The following is a 22,257-nucleotide window of genomic DNA, read 5'->3' on the forward strand; positions in this document are numbered from 1 at the left end:
TATTGAAGGTGCAAGTTAGCTAAAATTTGACGTAAATTTTAACAATTTTGATTCACTATTTAACACTTGAAGCGGTAAATTTCTAAAAGAATTGCCAAAACGCGTTAACTGTGGTTAAACTTCAATGAGCGTCTGAAAATTGCTTTAGTTTTGCGTAATAAAAACTATCTGTGAAATATAAACTACTTTTTCTTTTATTTAACATATTATTCATTAATATTTCGGCTCAGGATTATATTTTCGGTAAAGTGACTACCGAAGAAAAAATAGAAATGCCGGATGTTATTGTAATCAATATTCGAACGGATGAACGGGCAACTACCAATAAAGAAGGTCATTTTATGATCTTGGCAAAATTGGGTGACGAACTTCGCTTTGTGAAGAACGGGTATGAACGTATGAATAAAAGAATCAGCTCAGAAAATATTTCTTCTCCTTTAAATATTACGCTTATCAGATCTTTAGCAACAATAGAAGAAGTGGAAGTTAAAAAAGGGCTTACCGGAGATTTGAAAATAGATTCTAAAACGGTCAGTACGCCTCAAAAAGTCCAGAAGCTGCGTAATGATATCGATCGATATATTGTTCAGAAGTCGGATCCTAGAGTTCTTGCAGCAAAAGCCGGAGAATTTGTTCAGCCTAAAGGTCAGGGATTTTCAATCGGAAAAGTTAAAAATAAATGGGACGATATTGACCTTACCAATTATTTGATTGAAAGCCTTGGTGAACAATATTTTATAGATCTGCAGCTTGAAAAAGCAGAAATTCAAAACTTTATACGATATGCTTTGGTAGGATTTGAAAGGAAAAAAATCTTAAAATACGGATTTTGTAGCGATCAGGATTTAATGAGATTTCAAAGAGCCGTTTTAACAAGAATTGCCTCGTACAGAGCTCCGAAAACGCAGAAATAGACTTATATTTGTTTAGACAAAAGATAGCCATGAAATCAAGATGTATACTATTTATATTACTCCTGTTTTGTATTAATATATTTTCTCAACAGAAAATTACCGGAAAGATTATTGACGAAAACGGCATAGGACTGAGCTCTGTTTTAATTAAAAATATAAAAACCAATCAGAATTCTTATTCGGATAATTTCGGAAATTTTACAATCGAGGCGAATGAAAATGATGAAGTACGGTTTGTAAAAGATTCTTATTATCGAACCGACAGAAAAATCACAAAAGATAATCTTTCTAATCTAATGAATGTTTTGCTGCTTCGTGCAGAGACTTTAATTCAGGAGGTTAAAATTGAGAAAAAAATGACTGGAAATTTAGCGTTGGATAGTAAAAGATTTGGTGATGCAAAAAATTTGGTGAAAGTAAAAGCCGGCTTGGGTGATTATATGAGAAGTCCATTAAATGAGCCTTTGCCAACAAATGAGGTCTCTAAAACTTTTAAAGGGCATGATTATTCTGTAGGGCAAGTAGATTTGATAGGTGTTTTTAACCTTGCAAAAGGGCTTGTTAAAAAGGCAAAACAGCCTAAAATAACCAAAGCAACCTACAACGAAACTCAGAATTTTATTAATGAGGTAAAACAAAAAATAAATTTAAATTTTCTGACATCTTACGGGCTTAACGAAGAACAGATTGATCATTTTCTTGTTTATGCAAATGATACCCGTCAATTGGCAAAAAAATACAGGAAAACTTTTAATATTGTAGAAATTGAATCGGAGCTGAAAACCGCGTTTGCTTTGTATAACAGAACCAATAAAGTTTAAAATTAATTGAATTTTAATATAAAATATCGATCGTATTTAGGAGGAAAATTTATTTTTCTTTTCCTGCTTTTTGTATTCAATTTTATTTTTTGTCAGGAAATAATCACTGGAAAAATTACGGATGATAATGGAATTAATCTGGCCAATGTCACCGTGATCAATATCAAAACAGATATCAAATCCTATAGTAATGCTGCCGGTGAATTTTCTTTGAAAGCCTCGGGAAATGATGAAATCAGATTTGTAAAGGAAGGTTATGAAAGAGTTTCTGGAAGAGTTCCCGTCGGTGGTATGAGCACTCCCATATCGATTGTTCTCATTAAAATTCCTGAAGTGATTGAAGAGGTAAAAGTTGCCAAAAAACCGACAGGTGATTTGGAAACAGATTCGAGATCAGCTGCGAGGGTAAATAAAGGGGAAGCGGTGCGTGATGCAGTAGGACTTCCGCAACCGGAAGGAAAAATGCGTGAAAAACCTGCGGAGGTGAAACAGGTTCTTTTACCTATTCTTTTAGGTCAGCTCAACGTGCAAGGTGCTTATGATTTAATCAGCGGAAAAGCAAGGCGGCAAAAACGGCAGTACAGATATGATGATCTTCAGGAGCATATCAAATGGATTCGGGATCGGGTAGATGATGATTATTTTGTAAAAGCAGGAATTCCGCAGGATAAAATCTCCGAATTTATCGAGTTTTCTTTTGTGGAAAAACCTTTCGTAAGAACGTATGTAAAAGCGAAAAATTTATCAGGAGTACTTCTAAAGATGGAAGAAGTAATTCCTGTATATATTGATAGATTAAAAACCAGAAAACAATAATTTTAAACCTTTGAAATTTAGAATATGATGAAATAAAAAAACACACAAAAAATGATGAAACTTTTATTCGCAATAACTGCGCTCTTTTTCTTTGAGAGCGTATTTTCGCAACAGCAAATCTCCGGAAAAATAACGGATGAGAATGACTTCCGGATTCCTTCTGTTTTAGTAGTTAATATTACTAAAAACAAACAATCTTATAGCAATTCTGTAGGAGAGTTTTCTATTGAAGCTTCAAAAAATGATCAAATAAGGTTCATAAAAGACAATTATGAAAGAATTTCAGTAAGAGTTGTACTGGATGGGAATGTCATCAATCAGCATATTGTGATGACTAAAACACCAAAGGTGATTGAAGAGGTAAAAATTGTAAAATTAAGTGGAGACCTTTCTAAAGACTCGCAAAAATTTGCAAAAGAAGATAAAGCTTGGGAAATTCAAAGGGCTATTGGGCTTCCCAAACCTCCGGAGATTATGAGGGAGAAAGTTCCTACAATTCATGATATTTTTACCTATTATATTTTTAGTGCTTCTATTGATATAGATGTCATATATAAATTAATAAGCGGAGATGCCAGAAGAATGAAAAATATATATAAATTTGATGATAGAGAAAGAAATATAAAGTGGCTTACCGATAGGATTTCTGCAGATTATTTTACGGAAGCAGGAATTCCTCAGGAAAGAATAAAAGAATTCTTAGGATATTCTTTCGGTGAAAATTCTCAAATCTTGTTAAATATTAAAAAGAAAAATATTAATGCCGCTATTTTTGAGATAGACAAAACAATTCCAAAGTTTGTTGAAAGACTAAAAACAAACCAATAGCTAAATGTTAATAAAATCTTAAAATTTGGAATAGAAATTGATATGGATTTGTAATTACAAACAAATCACAAAGTTATAATGAACAAAAATATCATCGCTATTGCCATCGCAGCTCTTGGCTTTGTCATTGGACTGGGGCTGTTAGGAAGCGCCATTAAAAACAGAAATAAATCTGAAAATACAATTTCTGTGACGGGTTTGGGAACCAAACCATTTACTTCCGATCTGATTACGTGGTCTGGAAGTTTCTCTAAAAATAATTACGACCTTAAATCTGCCTACGACGAGTTGGCTTTAGATCGAAAAACCATTAATGATTACCTGCTGTCAAAAGGTGTGAAGCAAAGTGAAATTGTTTTTTCTTCGGTTGACATTCAGAAACAATTCAGAAATAGTACGGATGCTAACGGTAATACGATTCAGAACGAGTTTTCTGGATATAATTTAACCCAAACAGTTTCTATTGAAAGTAAAGAAGTCGCGAAAATAGAAAATCTTTCCAGAAATATCACAGAAATTATCAATCGCGGAATTGAATTTACCTCTTCTTCCCCAAGTTATTTTTATACAAAACTGGCGACGGTAAAACAGGAAATGATCGCTTCTGCCACAAAGGATGCAAAAGAACGTGCTGAAAAAATTGCTGAAAACTCTGGAAGTAGCTTAGGAAATCTGAAAAAAGCAACAATGGGCGTTATCCAAATCACCGCTCCGAATTCTAATGAAGATTATTCTTATGGCGGAACTTTTAATACGGCTTCGAAAGACAAAGAAGCGAGTATTACAATTAAGTTGGAATATGAAGTGAATTAATATATCACAAACCTTCAAGGTTTTTAAAACGTTGAAGGTTTAATTTTAATGATAAACAACATCATAAATTTCATCTTTAATTTCCTCTAAATTTTCAGGAGAATAATTGGCTAACAACCATAGGTCTAAAGGCTTTTTTCCTTCGCCATAACTCGGCTGAACATACATTTTATCAATTAAATTAAATCCATTTCGTTGATAAAAAGCATATCGTCTTTTCGCATCATCGCCCAAATGTTCCGGTTCGATTTCTAAAATAATTCTCGCATAATTTTCAAATAAATAACCAGTAATATAAGAACCCAATTTCTGACTTCTGAATTGTGGGAAAACTTCAAAATGTTCCACAAAAGTAAAATCTGATAATTCCCAAATGATGAGGTAACCAACGTTTTGAGCTTCATGCAGAATCGAAATTATTTTCACTTTCGGATTTGCAAAAAGGGTGGATAATTTATTCCAATCTCGTCGCTCATCTTCCGGAAAAGTCGAACAATAAGAGTCAAAAATTTCCTGAACTCTGTAATCATCAGGAGAAGTAATTTGTAAAAATTCCATGATTAAAGGTCAAAAACGTTAGGGCGCCTTGTGATAAACATATCTTTGATCCACAGTGTAAACGCTAAACCAAGATAAATTAAAAAGAAAAAACCAGCCGTTGCAAATGTAGAATAGATGAAAAATATTCTCAATTTCGAAACAGGAATTCCCAGTTTAGCGCCCGTTCTCGTAAGAACACCAAACCATTCTCTTTCCATTTTGTGGCGGATATTATCTAGCATTTGAAGATTCTTTTAAAAGTTTAAATCCAATACCGCAATTTAAGCAATTTTTTTCTTCACATGAATTTTTGAAGTGATAAATCAAGCTCTGACTTTCCAAAGCAGTTTTAAATTTTAAACCTAATTTTTTCCAATCATCAATAACTGAATTTTTTTCAGCGGAAAGATTTTTATAAAAGTTCAGAATTTCATCAGCGATTTCTTCGTAGTGATATTTATGATAGGTATATTTTAAAGGTAAAATCGTATTTAAAATAATTAACTCAATAAAATCTTTAGTCAGAATTTTAGGTTGATCGACGGGCGAAATTTTACCGAAATTATAATGATTATCCCAATATTCCGAAGCTTTTATTTCTTTAAAAATTTCAAATAATTGTTCCGAGTTTTTTACATGAATAATTTTCGAAAATAAATTCTGATGCTGAAAATAAAGATTTGACAGTTGTGACAAACGAATCGTCGGGAAATTCGGAGGTCGTAATCGTAAAAATTTAGGATGAATTTTTAAATCGGAAATATTGAATTTAGCTTTAATAAAATCAAATTCGCGTTTCCAGATTTTCATTTGTTCATCCTGAGGATTTTCCAGCCAATCGGAAATTCCAAAAAATAAAGCTTCAAGCTGGGTTTGGTTTTGTTGAATTTTTAGAATAATATTAAAATCGATGCTTTCCGCAATTTGTTTAAAAATAAAAGCATTCACTTTTAAACCAAAAGAGTAGGCGAGAGAATGAAACAAAACGGCTTCAAAATTATTTTTAAACTGTTTTAAATTACTCTCAAATTCCAGCGATTTTTCTTCCAGCTTTTTCAGGACATTTTCTTCATGAAAGTTGATAGGAATTTTATCTGAATCAAAAATACTTTCACAAGGAATAAACTGATTTCCGCTTATCAATTTTTCATATTTCCAAAAAACCTTTTCATCAATATGATCCTTTAATTCTAATGTTGGGATATTTTTATTGTTGAGTTCATCAATCTCACAATCATTTTGAAAAACAACATGAAGAATAATGTTTTGATAATTAGGATCAAGAGCATGATTGTGAAAAATCCAATCGGAAGATTTTACATGAAGTTCAATATTACCAGCGAAAATAATATTGTTGATTTTGATTTTTGCTGATAGAAAATCCGGACCGGAATTGGTGTTCCATTTTCCGAAATCTATTATTTCAACGGAATTCCCTTCAATATCCTTGAAGTCAAAATGTTTGAAAATCTTAAAGTTCCAAAGATATTGAAGTAATTTTTCCGTCATGAGTTTAACACAAATATAGCAGAACTGCTATACTTTTGTCAACTCTTTTTTAAAGTTTTCGATCGTTGTTCTATACATTTCTTCATATATAGGAAGAATGTTTTTTAAATCGAATTTTATCGCTTGTTCTTTCGCGTTTTTCTTCATTTCGGTTAAAAGTTCTTCATTGCTCAATAATTTGATGCAATAATTACTCATCGCTTCCACGTTTCCAATTTCCGCCAAAAATCCGGTTTCTCCTTGGATATTTACCTCAGGAATTCCACCTGCATTCGAGCTGATAACCGGAGTGTTTGCCGCCATCGCTTCCAATGCCGCCAAACCAAAACTTTCCTGCTCAGAAGGCAATAAAAAGACGTCTGAAAGCTGAAGAATTCTATATAAATCATTCACTTTTCCAAGCAAACGGATTTTTGAAATCAATTCAGGATTTTCTTCCAAAAACTGATTGATTTTCTCCATATCAGGACCTTCACCGATGATGATTAATTTCGATTTTACCTTTTTCTCAACATTTTTGAAAATCTGTAAAACTTCATCCACACGTTTTACCGGACGTAAATTCGAAACGTGAATTAAGATTTTTTCATCCGGATTGGCAAATTGTGTTCTCTGACATTCATTGCATTCGTCAAATTCAGAATTATCAATAAAATTGGTAATCACCTGAATTTCTTTCTTGATTTTAAAGAATTGCAACGTATCTCTTTTCAAACTTTCAGAAACAGAAGTGATTGCATCTGATTGATTGATTGAGAATTCTACTGCATGTTTGTAACTTGGGTGTTGACCAACCAAGGTAATGTCTGTTCCGTGAAGTGTCGTCACCAAAGGAATATCGTTGTTGTCTTCCTGCAACATTTGCTTTGCCGTAAACGCCGCATAAGCATAAGGAATCGCGTAATGTGCGTGAAGTAAATCAAGCTTATAAAGATTCACAACACGATAAATCATCGAACTTAACGCAATATCATAAGGCTGATATTGGAAAAGCGGATACGTCTGAACATTTACTCTGTGGAAAAAAATATTCGGGTTGGTGATGTCTAATCTCGCAGGAAGTGCGTTGCTGATGAAGTGCACTTCGTAGCCTTTATTGGCCAGCGACATTCCCAGTTCGGTTGCCACAATTCCGCTTCCGCCGTATGTTGGATAGCAAAGTATGCCTATTTTCATTAGTTTACTGTTGTTTTGATGTGTTAAATACTTTTGAATTTACACGTTATTTCGCAGTTGGATTCAAATCGATTCCTATTCCTGCCTTTAATTTATCATTTACCAAGACAGGAAGTCTGCCCCAGATTTTTGTTTTTCCGTTCAATGCATCGGCTGTTGCATTCATAGAGTCGTCGTTGTTTTCATAAGAAACCAAAACGGTCGAAATTTTTGAAATATCAATATCTTTCAAAGCATAAGCGCTGCCGAAAACATTTAGAATAATATTTTGTCTTTTGGTTAAATCGCGTAAAACTTTTTTTGAAGCATCTGAAACTTTGAAAGGCTTGTATGCCGTAGAATTATCTTTGTGCAAACCTACAATTACCGTAGAATTTGCAGGAATTGTATTGACTTCACTTGCTTTTTTGATAATTACATTTGAACCTAACTGATTCGCGAAAGTCTGATAAGGTGCTTCCTCCAACGGAACATAATAAATTTGTTTTCCTTTTAATGGAAGTAGTTTTTTCTCATCCTTCAATAAAGTTAAAGCATTTGAATATAAGTTCTGAACCAATACTTTATGAGAATCATTATTTAAATCTGAATTAATATTTTCAGGATTTTTCGGTGTGTATTGATTTAAACCTAAATAGTATTTAGTCAAAAGAATCTTCTTTACACTTTCCTCAACTCTCGATTGTGAAATTTCTCCGTTGTCAATTGCTTTTTGAATTAATTTTTTACCACTTGCTACACCTTGCGAGAACAACATAATATCATTTCCCGCTTTGAAAGCCATTGCATCCAATTCGCCCGGATTGTATTTATTGGCTACAGCGCCCATGTTTAGGGCATCGGTAATAATTAATCCTTTATAACCTAATTGATCTTTTAATAAACCCGTAACAATATTTTTAGAAACCGAAGCCGGAATTCCTTTTCCTGATTCCAAAGTCGGAACATATAAATGAGCAACCATTACACCACCGATGCCTTTATCCATCAATGCTTTAAAAGGAGCAATCTCTATATTGTTTAATCTTTCCAAATTATGGGAAACGACAGGCAAATCTAAATGAGAATCTGTATTCGTATCGCCATGCCCCGGAAAATGTTTGATTGCTGCTAAAATATTATTATTTTGAAGTCCATTAGAATAGGATAGGGCGGAACTAATGACATTATTCACTTCAGAACCGAAACTTCTGTTTCCGATAATCGGGTTGTTTGGGTTTGTATTGACGTCAACAACTGGCGCAAAATCCCAGTTGATGCCCATTCTGTGGCAGTCTTCTGCTATTTTGGCAGACATCTTCTCGATTAAATTTTTATCCTGAATGGCTCCCAACGTCATTGCCCAAGGATATTTGTGAGCCGTTGCAATTCTCTGGAAAACTCCCCATTCGGCATCCATCCCGATCATTAACGGAACTTTGGATTTTTGCTGAAACTCATTCACCAAATTGATTTCTCTTGCGGCATCATCCTGCATCAGAATCAATCCACCGATTTTATCGTTGACAACGATGTTTCTTACGGTATTGATCTCATTTTCACCTTTGTTAGTGTAAAGAGCTACAATGAAGAGCTGCCCCAGTTTTTCGTCTTGAGATAAATTTTTGTATGTTTTATCTACCCATTGATTCGCCTTTTTCAAATCTTCTTCAGAAATGTTTTTGGGCTGATATTGAGCATTGATCTTTGAACCTACCAATAAGAAAATAAAGAGGGAAGTATAAACCAGTTTCTTCATAATTTTTTGAATAAGAACAAAAATACAATTAAAAAAATTGATGAAAACAATGTTTTTGAAACTTTTGGTATATGATTTGAATACGGTTTATAAATAATAAATAAAACTTTTATAAAATGAAAAAATTTCTTCCAGTTTTACTACTAGCTTTTGTAAGCTTATTTATATTTAGCTGTGATAATGATGATAATGTGGTTGGGGATGGTGACACTTATTCTAAAGTGAGAGATGTAAATGTGAATTTAAACAGCTCAAATAACTATGGACATATTGAACCTCTTAACATCAGCAATAGTGATGTTGTTTTAGTATATAGAAGAGATGTTGCACAAGGTAACGGATGGCAACTGATTCCTAAGACTTATTACTTATCAGGAGGGAGAGAGTTAGACTATAACTTCCTTTTCAGTTCTCAGCAAGTAGAAATTTATACTGACGGTGTTGATCCTAGTACACTTTCTAGTGCTGAAGCAAGTACATATTTAAATAGTCAGACTTTCAGAATTGTATTAGTTCCTGCAAGTGCAGCTAAAGGTACCAATACAGTTGATACAAGCGATTACAATGCTGTAATTAAGTACTACGGATTAAATGATTCTAATGTACCGGTTACTAAAGCAAATTAATTAGTATATCTTTTCAGTTTTTTATAATTAAAAAATCCCTAGAGAAAATTTTTTCTAGGGATTTTGCTTTTTATTATTTTTAATTATCATTTTCATCCAATAAATGACCAAAATAATCTTTTTTTGTCTGTAAATATCCTTTGCTTATTTCATTAGCCGGAATTTGCAGCGGAACTCTTGAATTAAGATGTACATTACTATCTGTAACATACTTTACCTTTTCAGGATTGTTGGTTAAAAGATTAATGTCTTTTACGTCCAAAAGGTTGAGAATTTCAATCGCTACTCCGAAGTTTCTGTCATCTGCAGGAAGACCAAGCTTTAAATTGGCTTCTACAGTATCAAATCCTTTTTCTTGTAATGAATACGCCTTCAATTTATTTATTATCCCGATATTTCGCCCTTCCTGACGAAGATAGATGATAATCCCTCCATTTTCATGGATATATTTCATAGCAGCGTCTAATTGCTGCCCACATTCACATTTTTTTGAATGGAAAACTTCTCCGGTAATACATTCTGAATGGAAGCGTACATTTACAGGTTTAGAAAAATCTGTATTTTCGGCGATAATTGCCATGTGCGGCATCCAGTCAGTTTCGTCTTCGGAAAAAGCAATCATTCGGAAAGTGCCATGTTCCGTAGGAACGTTAGCCTCCGCCTGAATTTTAATCATTAATTAGCCTAAATTAGTTTTTAATTTCCCTTTAAAGAATCTTCGATAACATTGATATTGGTTTTTAATCTCACCAAATATCTGTTAAGAACCTCATCGTCATCTTTGTTAAGACGCTGTCTTATTTTTTGAATCTTTTTATAAGATTTTTCGAAACTTTTAATTGCTCTGTTTTTTCCTGAAACGTTTCCGGCATCGATTGCATAAAGATAATTTTGCAGGCTGTATTTTAAGCCTGTTACTTCTTCGTTTACGTCGCCATTTTTAAATTTAGGAAAAGTAGAGATCAGATTAGAAATCTCAGAAGCATTTACATTTTCTTTAATATTGATATTAATGCTTTTCTTGCCGCTGTTGGAGTCTCCTTTAGATTCACTATAAAAGCTGTTCGACAACGGAGAAAAATTTGGTTTTTCCGATGCACAAGAATAACTGAGTATTAATAATATTCCGAGAAAAAGTATTCGTTTCATTTTTGCCCCTTTTGATAAAGGATTGGGTTAAGACTTTCATCGTTATACATTTTCATTTGTTTGTATACCTTCATCTTAACGTCACCGTTCTCAATATCAGTAAGCAACTGATTAATAGAAGTTGATAGATCTTCTTTTTGCATTAAAAGTACATCGAGCTTTGCCTGGCAATTGGCACGATGTTCTTCTGAAGCAGATTCTCTATTTGCTTCTAATGACATGTGATAAACCTTTAATGCAAGTATCGATAATCTGTCTACAGCCCATGCAGGTGTTTCCGTATTAATCTTTGCTTCAGATTTAGGAGTACTATTTTTATATTTTTCCAGAAACCAACTGTCTATAAATTCCACCAAATCAGTTCTTTTCTGATTAGAGGCATCTATGGTTCTCTTTAATGCAAGAGCTTCAGTAGGATCTATGTTCTCATCTCTAATAATATCTTCCAAATGCCATTGAACGGTATCAATCCAGTTCTTTGCATACAAAATTCGTTCCAAACTGTCTTTTTCGAATGGGTTATTAATTAGAGTATTAACGTCATCAGACACGTGATAATCTTCAATACTTTGATTGAAGACTTTCCATGCAGTCTCAGTAAAATTCATCGGGTAAAAAGAATTTTTTTAGTTGCTAGTAGGATTGTTATTGTTCGTTGAAGAATTTTTATTCTCAGCGCCAGGTTTGTCTTCCTCCTTTACTGCATCTTTGAATTCTTTAATCCCAGACCCAACACCTCTCATTAATTCCGGAATTTTTTTACCTCCGAAAAGTAATACAAGAAGTATTGCCACGATTAAGATATGTTGCCAAGATAAGGCAAGTATTGTTAATGTATTCATTGCTGATTTTTTTGCAAAGTTAATCCTTTTTTTAATAAGAAACCCAACCTAATGGATCAACGGGTGTAGTTCCGTTCCATACCTGGAAATCAAGGGTATATGATCCGTCGAAATCCTGACCAATCACCCCAACGGGAGTGCCTGCTGATACCTGCTGACCTTTAGAAACGCTTACACTTCCCAAGTTGGAATAGATGGTAAAATAGTTACCATGTTTTAGCATAACCGTTTTGGTTCCGTCGCTGTTGGCTAATACAGATGATACTGTTCCCGGGAATACAGACTTTGCACGTGTACCTGAAGGCACTGATATTTTTATACCGTTATTTTCTTCGTAGATATTTTTAAATACAGGGTGTGGCTGTCTTCCGAAACGGTGGGTAATTTGCCCTACTTTATCTGCCGGATAGCCCAATCTTCCTCTTGCATCTGCAAAGTTGCTTCCTGCTACTGTTGTAACTCCGTAGCTTGTCATTGCTTTTGTTTCCGCTACTTTTTTATCATCTTCTTTTTTCTTAGCCAATGCCGCTTCTGCTGCTCTTGCCGAAGCCAATTTATCCGCTGCTTCTTTAGCTCTGGCGTTAGCTTCATCAGATGCTTTTTTGGCGGCTACTTTTCTTGCTTCGTCTCTTGCAGTTGCTTCAGCTCTTTTTGCCTCTTCATTTCTTTTTCTTTCTTCTTCAGCTCTTTTCGCTGCTAGCTCGGTTGCTCTTTTCGCTTCTGCTTCTGCCAATAATCTTTCTTTTTCTAGAGCTTCCGCTCTTGCTTTTGCTTCTGCTTCAATTCTAGCTTTTTCTCTTTCAGCTGCGATTTTTGCTAAACGAATTTTCTCCGCTTCAGTTTTTTTTCTTGCCTCTTCCTCAGCTTTTGCAATTCTGATCTCTTCAGCAATAATAGATCTGATTTGTCCTTCTAAAGCTTTAGACTGAGTTTGCTTTTGCTTTAATTCTCCAGCTAATTTTGTTTCGTTTTTCTTGAATTCAGCGACCAATTGTTCTTTTTGAACTCTTTCAACACTAATGGTTTTCAAATCTTTCTGTTGGTTTACCAAAAGATTTTCTTTCTCCTTCATTGAGTTTTGTCTCTGAGCAATGGTCTTCTTGATTTGAGCTGCTGCATTCGAAATTTCAGCTGCTTTTTTATCTTGATAATCAGAATATTGCTTTAGATATTGTACTCTTCTGATGGCTTCACCCATATTTTTGGCAGAAAGAATAAAGGTTACTTTATTTTGTACCCCTTTATTTTTATATGCTTTCACCAAAACATCAGCGTAGTTCTTTCTCAGAACCGCTAATTCTTTATTTTGTTTGTTGATTTCAAGTTGTTTAAGATAAATATCGTCTTCGATAAATCTCTTTTCCTTTTGGGTATTATTGTATACCTTTTCTCTAAGCTGCAACTTCTTGTTTACATTGTCAAGATAGGCAACCGAAAGTTTAGATTCGCTTCTTGTTTTCGCTAAATCTGTATTTATTTGTGCAATTTGTTTTTTAAGATCAGCATTTTGTTTTTGTAATTGCTCTTTCCTACCACTTTGTGCGTGGTTCAGTCCAAACAATAAAATACCTATTAAAAAGCTAAATTTTTTAATCATTTAATCTCAATTTTCTTGTAACTAGATGGTACAGAATAGGCTGTTTCCATCCTCGAAAAGTCAAATTTCGTATTTTCTAATAAGATTTGGCTCGATTTTGAACCTTTTATAATTATTTTAACATTTTTTGGAAGACGAATTTCATTAAAGACATCCCAGTTGCTGTAAGAAATTTCAAGCTCATCTGAGGAAAGTACGTCTTTTAAATTTACGTCCAACAAATCATAATTTTCGTCATATTGCAGAGAAATTTTATACTCTCTTTTCTTTTCATCGGTTTCTATTTTTTGAGTTCCGTTGGAAACCATTTTGTAACCCTGCGCATTTTTAGTCAAAGTAAATTGCGAGTCGCTGATTTTTACGAAAGTTCTTCCCATTAAAATTTTTTCCAACGATTTATAATCAATGAAATTTACATTTAACAGTTTATTTAGATAATCAAAATCAGAATCAATATAAGATTTATTTGTTCTGTCGAAACCTTTTACACCATCTGGAGTTGCAATTCCTCTTGCCACGTTGATGAATAACGCCTGAAGATTCATCCAAACTTTTTTATTATTTTCAATATAAATGGTAGCATCAAGCGTCGGAATAAAACTTCCCGTCTCAACATTTACTTTACTGTTGATTTTTATCTGATCGAATTTTGGCGGAATAAGAACGTTTTGGTAAAAAGTAAGTTTATCTCTTACCGGTTCGTTTGCATCTTTTGGATTGTTGTTATTGTTATTCACAACGGTGCTGTCGACAATGTTGCCATTGTTGTTTTTGGCAGCATTTCTGGTTTTACATGAAGATAAAACGAGCAATAACAATACTAAAGGTATCCAATTTTTCATGTGTTTTTTCTTTTCAATTGATAAAATAAGGTGCAATATTAACGCCAAACCACACAAAATGTTTTGTGTGGTCTGAATATATGGTAATTAAATGAAAATAATCAATTATTTAGATAAAAAATCCAAAACTGAATAATCACCTAATGAAATTTCCCTTGCAACACCGAAATACTGTGCAGAATTTCCGATCATAGAATTCGAAAGATTTCCGTGGTTGATCGTTGTATTTTCCTGAATCAAAGAATTTTCGATATTTGAGTTTACAACTACCGTGTTATTTCCCAAAGAAACACCAGGCCCAACTTTTGAGTTTGAAATCTTCACATTTTCACCGATAAAACAAGGTTGAATAATCAAAGAATTTTCAATAACAGCAGAAGCCGGGAAATGAGACATTTCCTCTGTTTCGTATGCTAAAATTTTGCTGTTGGTTTCTACGGTTGCGTTTTTGTTTCCGCAATCCATCCAGTCATCTACTTTACCCAGAGAGAATTTTGCTCCTTTCTGACGAAGATTTTCTAATGCGGTTGTAAGCTGATATTCGCCTCCAACTTTAATATCATTATCCATGATAAAATTAATTTCAGACATCAGTTTTTCGCCTGAGTTGAAATAATAAATTCCAATAATCGCAAGGTCGGAAACAAAAGTTTGAGGTTTTTCTATAAAATCTGTAATGAAACCGTAATCATCTAATTTAACAACACCAAAAGCAGAAGGATCTTCTACTTTTTTCACCCAAATTACTCCATCTGAATTAGTATCCAAAGTAAAATCTGCCTTAAAAAGAGTATCCGCAAAAGCTACAACAACATTTCCTGTCATCGATTGTTCTGCGCATTTTATAGCATGTGCTGTTCCCAAAGCTTCTTCCTGATGATAAATACTTCCTTTTGCTCCCAATCTTTCAGCAATTTGCAATAAAGATTTTTCAACTTCATCACCAAAATCTCCGATGATAAAAGCTACTTCTTCAATTTCTTCTCCTGCAACTTTAGCAATATCTTCAACTAATCTTTGTACAATTGGCTTTCCGGCAATGGGAATAAGAGGTTTTGGAACGGTTAATGTATGCGGACGTAATCTGGAACCACGTCCAGCCATAGGAACAATAATTTTCATAAATTATAAAAAAGAGTTTTTTATTAGTTAGTTTTAATATCTAGGTTAAAGATAATAATTAAAACCTTTGCTGTGGTATGATTAATATCTTTTTAAATATTTGTTTACATTCGAACAGCTTTGTTTAAGCAGCAAAACAAAGACCAAAGTTTAATTATTTCGGATTCTGGATAAGATCATGTCTTTTTCGGAATACACTAAAATTCCAACGAAAATTAAGAATAGTAAGTTACTTGTCAGGATATTATAGTTTAAGTATTTCACAATAATAAAACTAAAAACTCCTAACAACAATAAGAAGAAAGACATTTTCTTCATTCTATAAGGTATAGGATAATACTTTTGACCTAATATATAAGATACAATCATCATAATAACATAGGCTCCGAAAGTTGCCCATGCAGAGCCGATCATGCTATGATAATATTTCAATGCCAGGAAGTTGAAAGCGATATTTATACCCGCTCCGATCCACGAAATTATAGTTCCCACGCTTGTTCTGTCCGTCACTTTATACCAAGTTGAAAAATTGTAATAAATTCCGAAGCAGAGATTAGCAACAACAATAATAGGGATAATATCTATGGCAATCCAATACGATTTATTTGGAATGAAAACTCCTTTCAGCCATTCAATATTAGCAATAATTCCCAAAGCTACAGCACAAGCAAAAAAGGCAAAATATTCAGCGACTTTAGCATAGGTATTTTTGGCATCGCCTTTATCCATTTGTTTAAAAAAGAAAGGTTCAATCCCCATTCTGTAGGCTGTCACGAATAAGGTCATCAATACAGCTAGTTTGTAACAACCTCCATAAGCGCCGGCTTCTTCGTCAGAAATAAGTCCTCTCTGAATAGATTTGTCGAAATTTTCATTAACCATGAAAGCAAAACCCGCCAACATCAAAGGGAAAGAATATTTGATCATTCTTTTGAATAATGAAGTCACAAACTGAAACCTTACCTTTAATATAATAGGAAACAACAATAAAAATCCTAAAGCACTTCCAGCTAAATTACTAAAGAACGGGAAATCTACGTTTTGATCTAAGCCAAAGCTTTTCGAAACACTTTGAGGAATCCAAAAGAATAATGCTGCCGTAAAAATCGCCTGAAATGTAGACTGAACAATTCTTACCGCAGAATATTTTATAGGTTTATTATGAAAACGAAGCCATGCAAATGGGATAACCAATAAATTGTCGAAAAATGCAATCAAAGCAAACCATCTAATGTATTCAGGATTGTCATGATAACCTGCATAATCGGCAATGGGTTGGTTGAATAAATAACATAATGCTAAGAAAAGGGTAGACGTTGAAAACAGAAACCAAAACGAAGTATTAAAGGTTTTCTTTTCATTGTTTTCTTCGGCAGAAAATCTAAAATAGGCTGTTTCAAAACCGAAAGAAAGAATGATATTTACAAAAGAAATCCATGCATAAAGTTGAGTGAAAATCGCAAAACCTTCGTTGGGAATCTTATAAATTAAAAGTGGATTTAGGATGAATAAAATAATTCTTGGCGCTATTGCTCCAATCCCGTAGATAATTGTCTGTCCTAATAATTTCTTATACAAAATGTGAAATTTTTATGCAAATGTAAATATTTAGAAATTGATTTTTTATCGGTGACATAAAAATTCATTCATAAATCTTAATTTTGTTGTTATACTTAAAATATAACTTTTTATATCTCAAATATAAATCTAAAGTAAAATGAAGACCTTAATCAAAAACGTAAAAATCGTCAACGAAGGAAAGATCGTTGAAGGTGATATTTTAATTGAAAATGATTTAATTTCTAAAATAGATTCCCAGATTTCTGAAGAGGCAGATCAAATTATCAATGGTGAAGGAAAATACCTTTTGCCGGGAGTAATTGATGATCAAGTGCATTTCCGTGAGCCGGGTTTAACGCACAAAGGTGATATCGAAACCGAATCTCGCGCGGCAATTGCAGGCGGAACTACAAGTTTTATCGATCAGCCAAACACAGTTCCGAACGCTGTAACTCAGGAATTACTGGCAGATAAATATGAAACTGCTTCTCAGAAAGCTTACGCAAATTACGGTTTTATGATGGGCGGAACGAATGATAATCTGGAAGAAGTGTTGAAAACCAACCCTAGAAACGTTCCCGGAATTAAATTATTCTTGGGTTCTTCCACAGGAAATATGTTGGTCGACAATCCTGAAACTTTAGAAAATATTTTCAGCAATACAAAAATGCTGATTGCCGTTCACTGCGAAGATGAAGCAACAATTAAAGCCAATACTCAAAAATATGTTGATGAATATGGTCAAGATATTCCCGTGAAATTCCACCATTTGATCAGAAGTGAAGAGGCTTGTTATAAATCTTCTTCAAAAGCAATTGAGTTGGCTAAAAAAACGGGAGCAAGACTTCACGTTTTTCATTTATCAACAGCGAAGGAAACGGAACTTTTCAGAAATGATATTCCATTAAAAGATAAAAAAATCACGGCGGAAGTTTGTGTTCATCACTTGACTTTCACGAATGAAGATTACGAAACAAGAGGCGGGTTAATAAAATGGAATCCTGCTGTAAAAACGCAAAAAGACAAAGACGGACTTTGGGAAGCACTGTTGGACGATAGAATTGATGTAATTGCAACAGACCACGCACCTCACACTTGGGAAGAAAAGCAAAATACTTATCTAAAATGCCCTTCCGGAGCGCCTTTGGTTCAACATTCTTTGGTGGTGATGCTGGAGAACTATAAAAACGGAAAAATTTCTTTAGAAAGAATTGTGGAAAAAATGGCTCATAATCCTGCGATTTTATTCAGAATTGAAAAAAGAGGTTTCATTAAAGAAGGCTATAAAGCGGATTTGGTTTTGGTTGATTTAAATGAAAATTGGACGGTTGAAAAAGAAAATATCCTTTACAAATGCGGTTGGAGTCCTTTGGAAGGGATGAATTTCCATTCTAAAGTTACCCACACTTTTGTCAACGGAAATCTGGTTTACGAAAATGGGAAAATATACGAGCAGAAATTTGGAGAGCGTTTGCTTTTTGAAGTTCAGGAATAAATGACAATCGAATAATTATATCAGTAGAAACGGGCTTTAGCCCGTTTTCTTAGTTTAAAACAAAAAATTGGCTTTAGCTAAAACCTATTTATTTCTCTCGCAGATTTTGTAGATGACGTAGATTTTTTACACAATCATCAGCTAAATCTGTTTGATCTGCGAGAGAAAATGATCTAACAATTAATTAAGCAATCACAATGCTTTCAATTCCTTTCTCAAGAGCAGTTTCCTGAAGATGCGGAAGTCCTAATCCTTCTGCACGGAAAACGCTCACATCTGTGATGCCGATGAAACCAAGAACGCTTTTTAAATAGGGAACAACAAAATCATACGACTTATAATCGCCTTCTGAAAAAACAGAACCACTGGCCACGGCGATATAGGCTTTCTTGTTTTTCACTAAACCTTCAAAACCGTTTTCCGAATATTGAAAAGTCATGCCACCTCTTGCAATGTGATCGATGTAAGCTTTTAATGCTGAAGGAATTCCAAAATTATAAATCGGAACAGAAATAACAATGAAATCAGATGAGTGAAGTTGAGCAATCGCATCATCAGATCTTTTTACCGCTTCATTTTGTTCAGGAGTTCTGTTTTCTGCGGGAATAAACCAAGAATCTACCTGCTCTTCTCCCAAATGAGGAAACGGAGTTTTCAGTAAATCTAAAGTGGTAATTGAATGATCAGGATAGGTTTCCTGTAGTTTTTCTTCAACGGCAGTTCCTAATGATCTGCTTGCGGAACCTTTGGTTCTCGGACTTGAAATAATATGAAGGATATTTTTCATTTTTTTGATGATTAAAATTTCTTCAGCAAAATTATGTACATTTGCTTTTGAAAAGTTAGTAGTGAACTAAAGGTTAGTAGTAACCTTTTGGTTAGTTGTTAAAATTAAATGATATGCAAAATCCACTCGATACTATTATTGAAACTCCTGAAATGCCTTGTAGAGCAAATTGTAGCGAAAATCTTTCCGCAGTGGAAGATGCTATTTACGTAATCGGAGGAAAATGGAAACTGAAAATTATTATCGTTCTACAGGAATTGGGAAACGTACGTTTCAATGAATTACAGAGAATGATAACAGGAATTTCGGCAAAAGTTTTATCTAATGAATTGAAAGATTTAGAAATCAACGGCTTTGTGAAAAGAGTAGTGCATGCCGAGCAAACACCGGTTGTGGTAGAATATATTTCAACAGATTACAGCCGAACGCTGAAACCTGTGATCATGTCGCTTTCCGAATGGGGCAAAAGCCATAAAAGGAATATAAGAGAGGATGTTTTTTAGATTTTAAATTTAAATATTGAGATCAATAGGAACCATTTTAAACAATTCAAATCGGCTTTAGCCAAAACTTAATAAAAAACAAAAAACGACTGCAATTTACAGTCGTTTTTTTACAGATTTTCACAGATGATTATGTTTAAAAAAATCCGCGAGAAAATTATAATAGATTCTTCACACGCTTTAGCTCCGTTCAAAATGATAATTCCACTTTAATTAAAATTTGTGAAACTAGTGCAAAACATTCGTGTAATTAGTGTTTAAACAAAACTATTTTTTAGCTTTAGGACTCATATAAAAACTCAATTTTCCACCATTCATAATATCAGAATGCTTCAATGTGAAATTTTTAATTTCCTTTCCATTCAAAAGAATTTTCTGAACATACACATTTTTCGGACTTTGATTAACCGCTTCAATTTCAAATGTCTTTCCATTTTCCAGATTTAAAATTGCATGATCCACAGCCGGACTTCCAATTGCATAATCTTCCGAACCTGGAGCAACAGGATAGAAACCAAGAGAACTCAAAATATACCACGCACTCATTTGTCCCGTATCATCATTTCCGCCCAATCCATCAGGAGTTGCTTTATATTGCATTTCTAAAATATGACGAATTTGCGCCTGCGTTTTCCATGGTTGCCCTGCCCAATTGTAAAAATAAGCTACATGATGCGCGGGTTCATTTCCGTGAACATATCCTCCGATAATTCCTTCTCTTGTAATATCTTCGGTGTCTGCAAAAAACTCGTCTGGCAAATGCATGGTGAACAATTCATCTAACTTTGCAGCGAATTTTTTCTTTCCACCCATTAACGTAATTAATTCATCCGGGTTTTGAGGAACAAAGAAGCTGTAATTCCACGAATTTCCTTCGATGAAGCCTTGTCCGTGAGTGCTTAAAGCATTAAAATCTTTCTTAAAACTTCCGTCTGCCGAGCGAGGACGCATAAATCCACTCGATTTATCAAAATTATTTTTCCAATTTTCAGAACGTTTGATGAATTGATTATAAATTTCCGTTTCACCCAAATGTTTCGCCAATTGAGCAATTGCCCAGTCGTCATAAGCATATTCCAAGGTATTCGAAACCGAAGTTCCGTTTTTCTCAGCAGGAATATATCCTAAATCTATATATTGTCCGATTCCTTCATAGTCTCTTTTGTTGGCTGTTTCTACACAAGCTTTCAGCGCTTCTTTAGCATCTCCGTCATAATTTCCTTTAATAATTGCATCTGCAACCACACTTACACTGTGATAGCCGCTCATACACCAGTTATCGTTCGCATAATGCGACCAGATCGGTAACATTTTCATGGAAAACTGTTCATAATGAGCCATCATCGACTTCACCATATCACCGTTCCTCTTTGGTTGAATAATGTTAAAGAACGGATGCAGCGCCCGATACGTATCCCAGATCGAAAATGTGGTATAATTGGTAAAACCTTCCGCTTTATGGATGTTTTGATCTAAACCTTTATATTCTCCATTCACATCGGTATACGTTGTCGGATTGATAAATGTATGATACATAGCTGTGTAAAAATTCGTTTTTTCTGTTTCCGAACCTTTAATGACGATTTTATTTAATTCTTTATTCCAATCCTCTTGAGCTTTTGCTTTTACCTGATCAAAGGATAAATTGCCAACTTCCTGAGTCAGATTTTCCATGGCGTTGACCTGGCTTACAGAAGAAATTGCCAATTTAACTTCAATGGCTTCATTTTCATTCGTATCAAAATCAAAGTACATTTTCAGGTTTTTTCCGGCGATTTCAGGGAAGTTTTTCGTTTGGTCAAATTTTCTCCAGAATCCATTATACACCTGCTTTCCATCATAATTTTTCTGACCGTAAGATTTAAATGGCTTTGAAAATTTCATTGCGAAATAAACCGTTCTCGTTCTTGCCCAGCCGTTCGTTTGTCTGTAACCTGTAATCGTATTTCCATTTTCCACACGGACATAAGTCCAGACATTTTTGCCGTCATAATTGTAAATTCCAGCCATCAGATCCAAAATAATATGCGCCTGATCAGATTTTGGGAAAGTATAACGATGAACACCAACTCTTGTTGATGCCGTTAATTCAGCCAAGATATTGTGATCATCCAGTTTTACTTTATAATATCCGGCTTCTGCTTTTTCGTTTTGATGTGAAAATCTGCTTCTGTAGCCGTTTTCAGGATTCGTTGCGGTTCCCGGATTCAATTGTAGTTTTCCAACAGTTGGCATTACTAAAAAGTCTCCCAAGTCAGAATGTCCCGTTCCGCTAAAGTGCGTGGAACTGAAACCTACGATCGTTTTATCTTCATATCGATAGCCAGCACAATATTTATAAACATCACCATTATATTTTCCGTTGAGTTCGTAGGAAATGGTATCTGTTTCCGGGCTGAGCTGTACCGCTCCAAAAGGAACTGTGGCTCCGGGATAGGTATGTCCCATTTTTTCCGTTCCGATCAACGGGTTGACATACTGATATAGTTTTTCGAATTGCTGAGCTTTAAGATTTAAACTAAAAAATAGAAGAAATAGTAAAACAGAAGTTCCTGACCGTTTCATATAGAATTATATTT

At 34.1% G+C, this 22,257-nt stretch carries 23 protein-coding genes; 8 read left to right on the plus strand and 15 right to left on the minus strand.

Going from position 1 to position 22,257, the window contains the following annotated elements:
• Positions 1-170: 170 nt before the first annotated feature.
• From OXQ85_RS16330 to OXQ85_RS16350, 5 genes are all read left to right on the plus strand, one after another.
• Positions 171-914 (plus strand): hypothetical protein, encoded by a 744-nt coding sequence (locus OXQ85_RS16330; RefSeq protein ID WP_267405853.1) that lies wholly within the window; start codon positions 171-173, stop codon positions 912-914.
• Positions 915-943: 29 nt separating this feature from the next.
• Positions 944-1,735: a hypothetical protein gene (locus OXQ85_RS16335; RefSeq protein WP_267405854.1), complete on the plus strand. Its 792-nt coding sequence runs from the start codon at positions 944-946 to the stop codon at positions 1,733-1,735.
• A gap of 6 nt (positions 1,736-1,741) precedes the next feature.
• A complete protein-coding gene (locus tag OXQ85_RS16340; RefSeq protein WP_267405855.1) occupies positions 1,742-2,551 on the plus strand; it encodes a carboxypeptidase-like regulatory domain-containing protein in 810 nt (269 codons plus the stop codon).
• A 51-nt stretch (positions 2,552-2,602) separates the two neighbouring features.
• Positions 2,603-3,379, plus strand: coding sequence for a carboxypeptidase regulatory-like domain-containing protein (locus OXQ85_RS16345; RefSeq protein ID WP_267405856.1), 777 nt, complete (start codon positions 2,603-2,605; stop codon positions 3,377-3,379).
• A 78-nt stretch (positions 3,380-3,457) separates the two neighbouring features.
• On the plus strand, positions 3,458-4,192 hold the full coding sequence (locus tag OXQ85_RS16350; protein WP_267405857.1) for an SIMPL domain-containing protein: 735 nt from the start codon (positions 3,458-3,460) through the stop codon (positions 4,190-4,192).
• A 45-nt stretch (positions 4,193-4,237) separates the two neighbouring features.
• On the opposite strand, the gene OXQ85_RS16355 is transcribed toward OXQ85_RS16350, so the two are convergent.
• From OXQ85_RS16355 to OXQ85_RS16375, 5 genes are read right to left on the minus strand one after another with little or no spacing between them, the layout of a single operon-like run.
• Positions 4,238-4,750: a GNAT family N-acetyltransferase gene (locus tag OXQ85_RS16355; RefSeq protein ID WP_267405858.1), complete on the minus strand. Its 513-nt coding sequence runs from the start codon at positions 4,748-4,750 to the stop codon at positions 4,238-4,240.
• Positions 4,751-4,752: 2 nt separating this feature from the next.
• A complete protein-coding gene (locus tag OXQ85_RS16360) occupies positions 4,753-4,974 on the minus strand; it encodes a PspC family transcriptional regulator (RefSeq protein ID WP_267405859.1) in 222 nt (73 codons plus the stop codon).
• Positions 4,964-6,241, minus strand: a complete 1,278-nt coding sequence (locus OXQ85_RS16365; RefSeq protein ID WP_267405860.1) for a DUF2851 family protein — start codon at positions 6,239-6,241, stop codon at positions 4,964-4,966. The genes OXQ85_RS16360 and OXQ85_RS16365 overlap by 11 nt, the downstream gene beginning before the upstream one ends.
• A gap of 27 nt (positions 6,242-6,268) precedes the next feature.
• Complete coding sequence (gene bshA, locus OXQ85_RS16370) at positions 6,269-7,417, minus strand: N-acetyl-alpha-D-glucosaminyl L-malate synthase BshA (RefSeq protein WP_267405861.1); 1,149 nt, start codon at positions 7,415-7,417, stop codon at positions 6,269-6,271.
• Positions 7,418-7,463: 46 nt separating this feature from the next.
• Positions 7,464-9,155 (minus strand): glycoside hydrolase family 3 N-terminal domain-containing protein, encoded by a 1,692-nt coding sequence (locus OXQ85_RS16375; RefSeq protein WP_267405862.1) that lies wholly within the window; start codon positions 9,153-9,155, stop codon positions 7,464-7,466.
• Between the two features lie 191 nt (positions 9,156-9,346).
• On the opposite strand from OXQ85_RS16375, the gene OXQ85_RS16380 reads away from it, so the two are divergent.
• Positions 9,347-9,781, plus strand: a complete 435-nt coding sequence (locus OXQ85_RS16380) for a hypothetical protein (protein ID WP_267405863.1) — start codon at positions 9,347-9,349, stop codon at positions 9,779-9,781.
• Positions 9,782-9,860: 79 nt separating this feature from the next.
• On the opposite strand, the gene ribA is transcribed toward OXQ85_RS16380, so the two are convergent.
• The 8 genes from ribA to OXQ85_RS16420 form a co-directional block, all read right to left on the minus strand.
• Entirely contained in the window at positions 9,861-10,457 is a 597-nt protein-coding gene (gene ribA, locus OXQ85_RS16385; protein WP_267405864.1) for a GTP cyclohydrolase II, read from the minus strand.
• Between the two features lie 20 nt (positions 10,458-10,477).
• The gene (locus tag OXQ85_RS16390; protein WP_267405865.1) at positions 10,478-10,930 is read right to left on the minus strand and encodes a hypothetical protein; all 453 of its coding nucleotides are present in this window, start codon (positions 10,928-10,930) and stop codon (positions 10,478-10,480) included.
• Positions 10,927-11,538: a DUF4254 domain-containing protein gene (locus tag OXQ85_RS16395; protein ID WP_267405867.1), complete on the minus strand. Its 612-nt coding sequence runs from the start codon at positions 11,536-11,538 to the stop codon at positions 10,927-10,929. The genes OXQ85_RS16390 and OXQ85_RS16395 overlap by 4 nt, the downstream gene beginning before the upstream one ends.
• Positions 11,539-11,556: 18 nt before the next feature.
• Positions 11,557-11,772 carry a twin-arginine translocase TatA/TatE family subunit gene (locus OXQ85_RS16400; RefSeq protein ID WP_267405869.1) on the minus strand — a complete coding sequence of 72 codons (216 nt, stop codon included), beginning with the start codon at positions 11,770-11,772 and terminating at the stop codon, positions 11,557-11,559.
• Between the two features lie 31 nt (positions 11,773-11,803).
• Positions 11,804-13,369, minus strand: a complete 1,566-nt coding sequence (locus OXQ85_RS16405; protein ID WP_267405870.1) for a peptidoglycan DD-metalloendopeptidase family protein — start codon at positions 13,367-13,369, stop codon at positions 11,804-11,806.
• Positions 13,366-14,211: a DUF4292 domain-containing protein gene (locus tag OXQ85_RS16410; protein WP_267405871.1), complete on the minus strand. Its 846-nt coding sequence runs from the start codon at positions 14,209-14,211 to the stop codon at positions 13,366-13,368. The genes OXQ85_RS16405 and OXQ85_RS16410 overlap by 4 nt, the downstream gene beginning before the upstream one ends.
• Positions 14,212-14,316: 105 nt before the next feature.
• Positions 14,317-15,333 carry a sugar phosphate nucleotidyltransferase gene (locus tag OXQ85_RS16415; RefSeq protein WP_267405872.1) on the minus strand — a complete coding sequence of 339 codons (1,017 nt, stop codon included), beginning with the start codon at positions 15,331-15,333 and terminating at the stop codon, positions 14,317-14,319.
• A 150-nt stretch (positions 15,334-15,483) separates the two neighbouring features.
• Positions 15,484-16,911 (minus strand): oligosaccharide flippase family protein, encoded by a 1,428-nt coding sequence (locus tag OXQ85_RS16420; RefSeq protein WP_267405873.1) that lies wholly within the window; start codon positions 16,909-16,911, stop codon positions 15,484-15,486.
• A gap of 139 nt (positions 16,912-17,050) precedes the next feature.
• Here OXQ85_RS16420 and OXQ85_RS16425 point away from each other — a divergent pair, with 139 nt between their 5' ends.
• Positions 17,051-18,388, plus strand: a complete 1,338-nt coding sequence (locus tag OXQ85_RS16425) for a dihydroorotase (protein WP_267405874.1) — start codon at positions 17,051-17,053, stop codon at positions 18,386-18,388.
• 184 nt (positions 18,389-18,572) lie between these two features.
• Here OXQ85_RS16425 and OXQ85_RS16430 read toward each other — a convergent pair whose 3' ends face one another.
• Positions 18,573-19,175 (minus strand): NAD(P)H-dependent oxidoreductase, encoded by a 603-nt coding sequence (locus OXQ85_RS16430; protein ID WP_267405875.1) that lies wholly within the window; start codon positions 19,173-19,175, stop codon positions 18,573-18,575.
• 113 nt (positions 19,176-19,288) lie between these two features.
• On the opposite strand from OXQ85_RS16430, the gene OXQ85_RS16435 reads away from it, so the two are divergent.
• Positions 19,289-19,678: a helix-turn-helix domain-containing protein gene (locus OXQ85_RS16435; RefSeq protein WP_267405876.1), complete on the plus strand. Its 390-nt coding sequence runs from the start codon at positions 19,289-19,291 to the stop codon at positions 19,676-19,678.
• Between the two features lie 267 nt (positions 19,679-19,945).
• Here the strand turns inward: OXQ85_RS16435 and OXQ85_RS16440 are convergent, their stop codons facing one another.
• Positions 19,946-22,243: a GH92 family glycosyl hydrolase gene (locus OXQ85_RS16440; RefSeq protein WP_267405877.1), complete on the minus strand. Its 2,298-nt coding sequence runs from the start codon at positions 22,241-22,243 to the stop codon at positions 19,946-19,948.
• Between the last annotated feature and the right edge of the window lie 14 nt (positions 22,244-22,257).

The sequence above is a fragment of the Chryseobacterium sp. GM_Chr_2 genome (genome assembly GCF_026540445.1).
Taxonomy (GTDB): domain Bacteria; phylum Bacteroidota; class Bacteroidia; order Flavobacteriales; family Weeksellaceae; genus Chryseobacterium.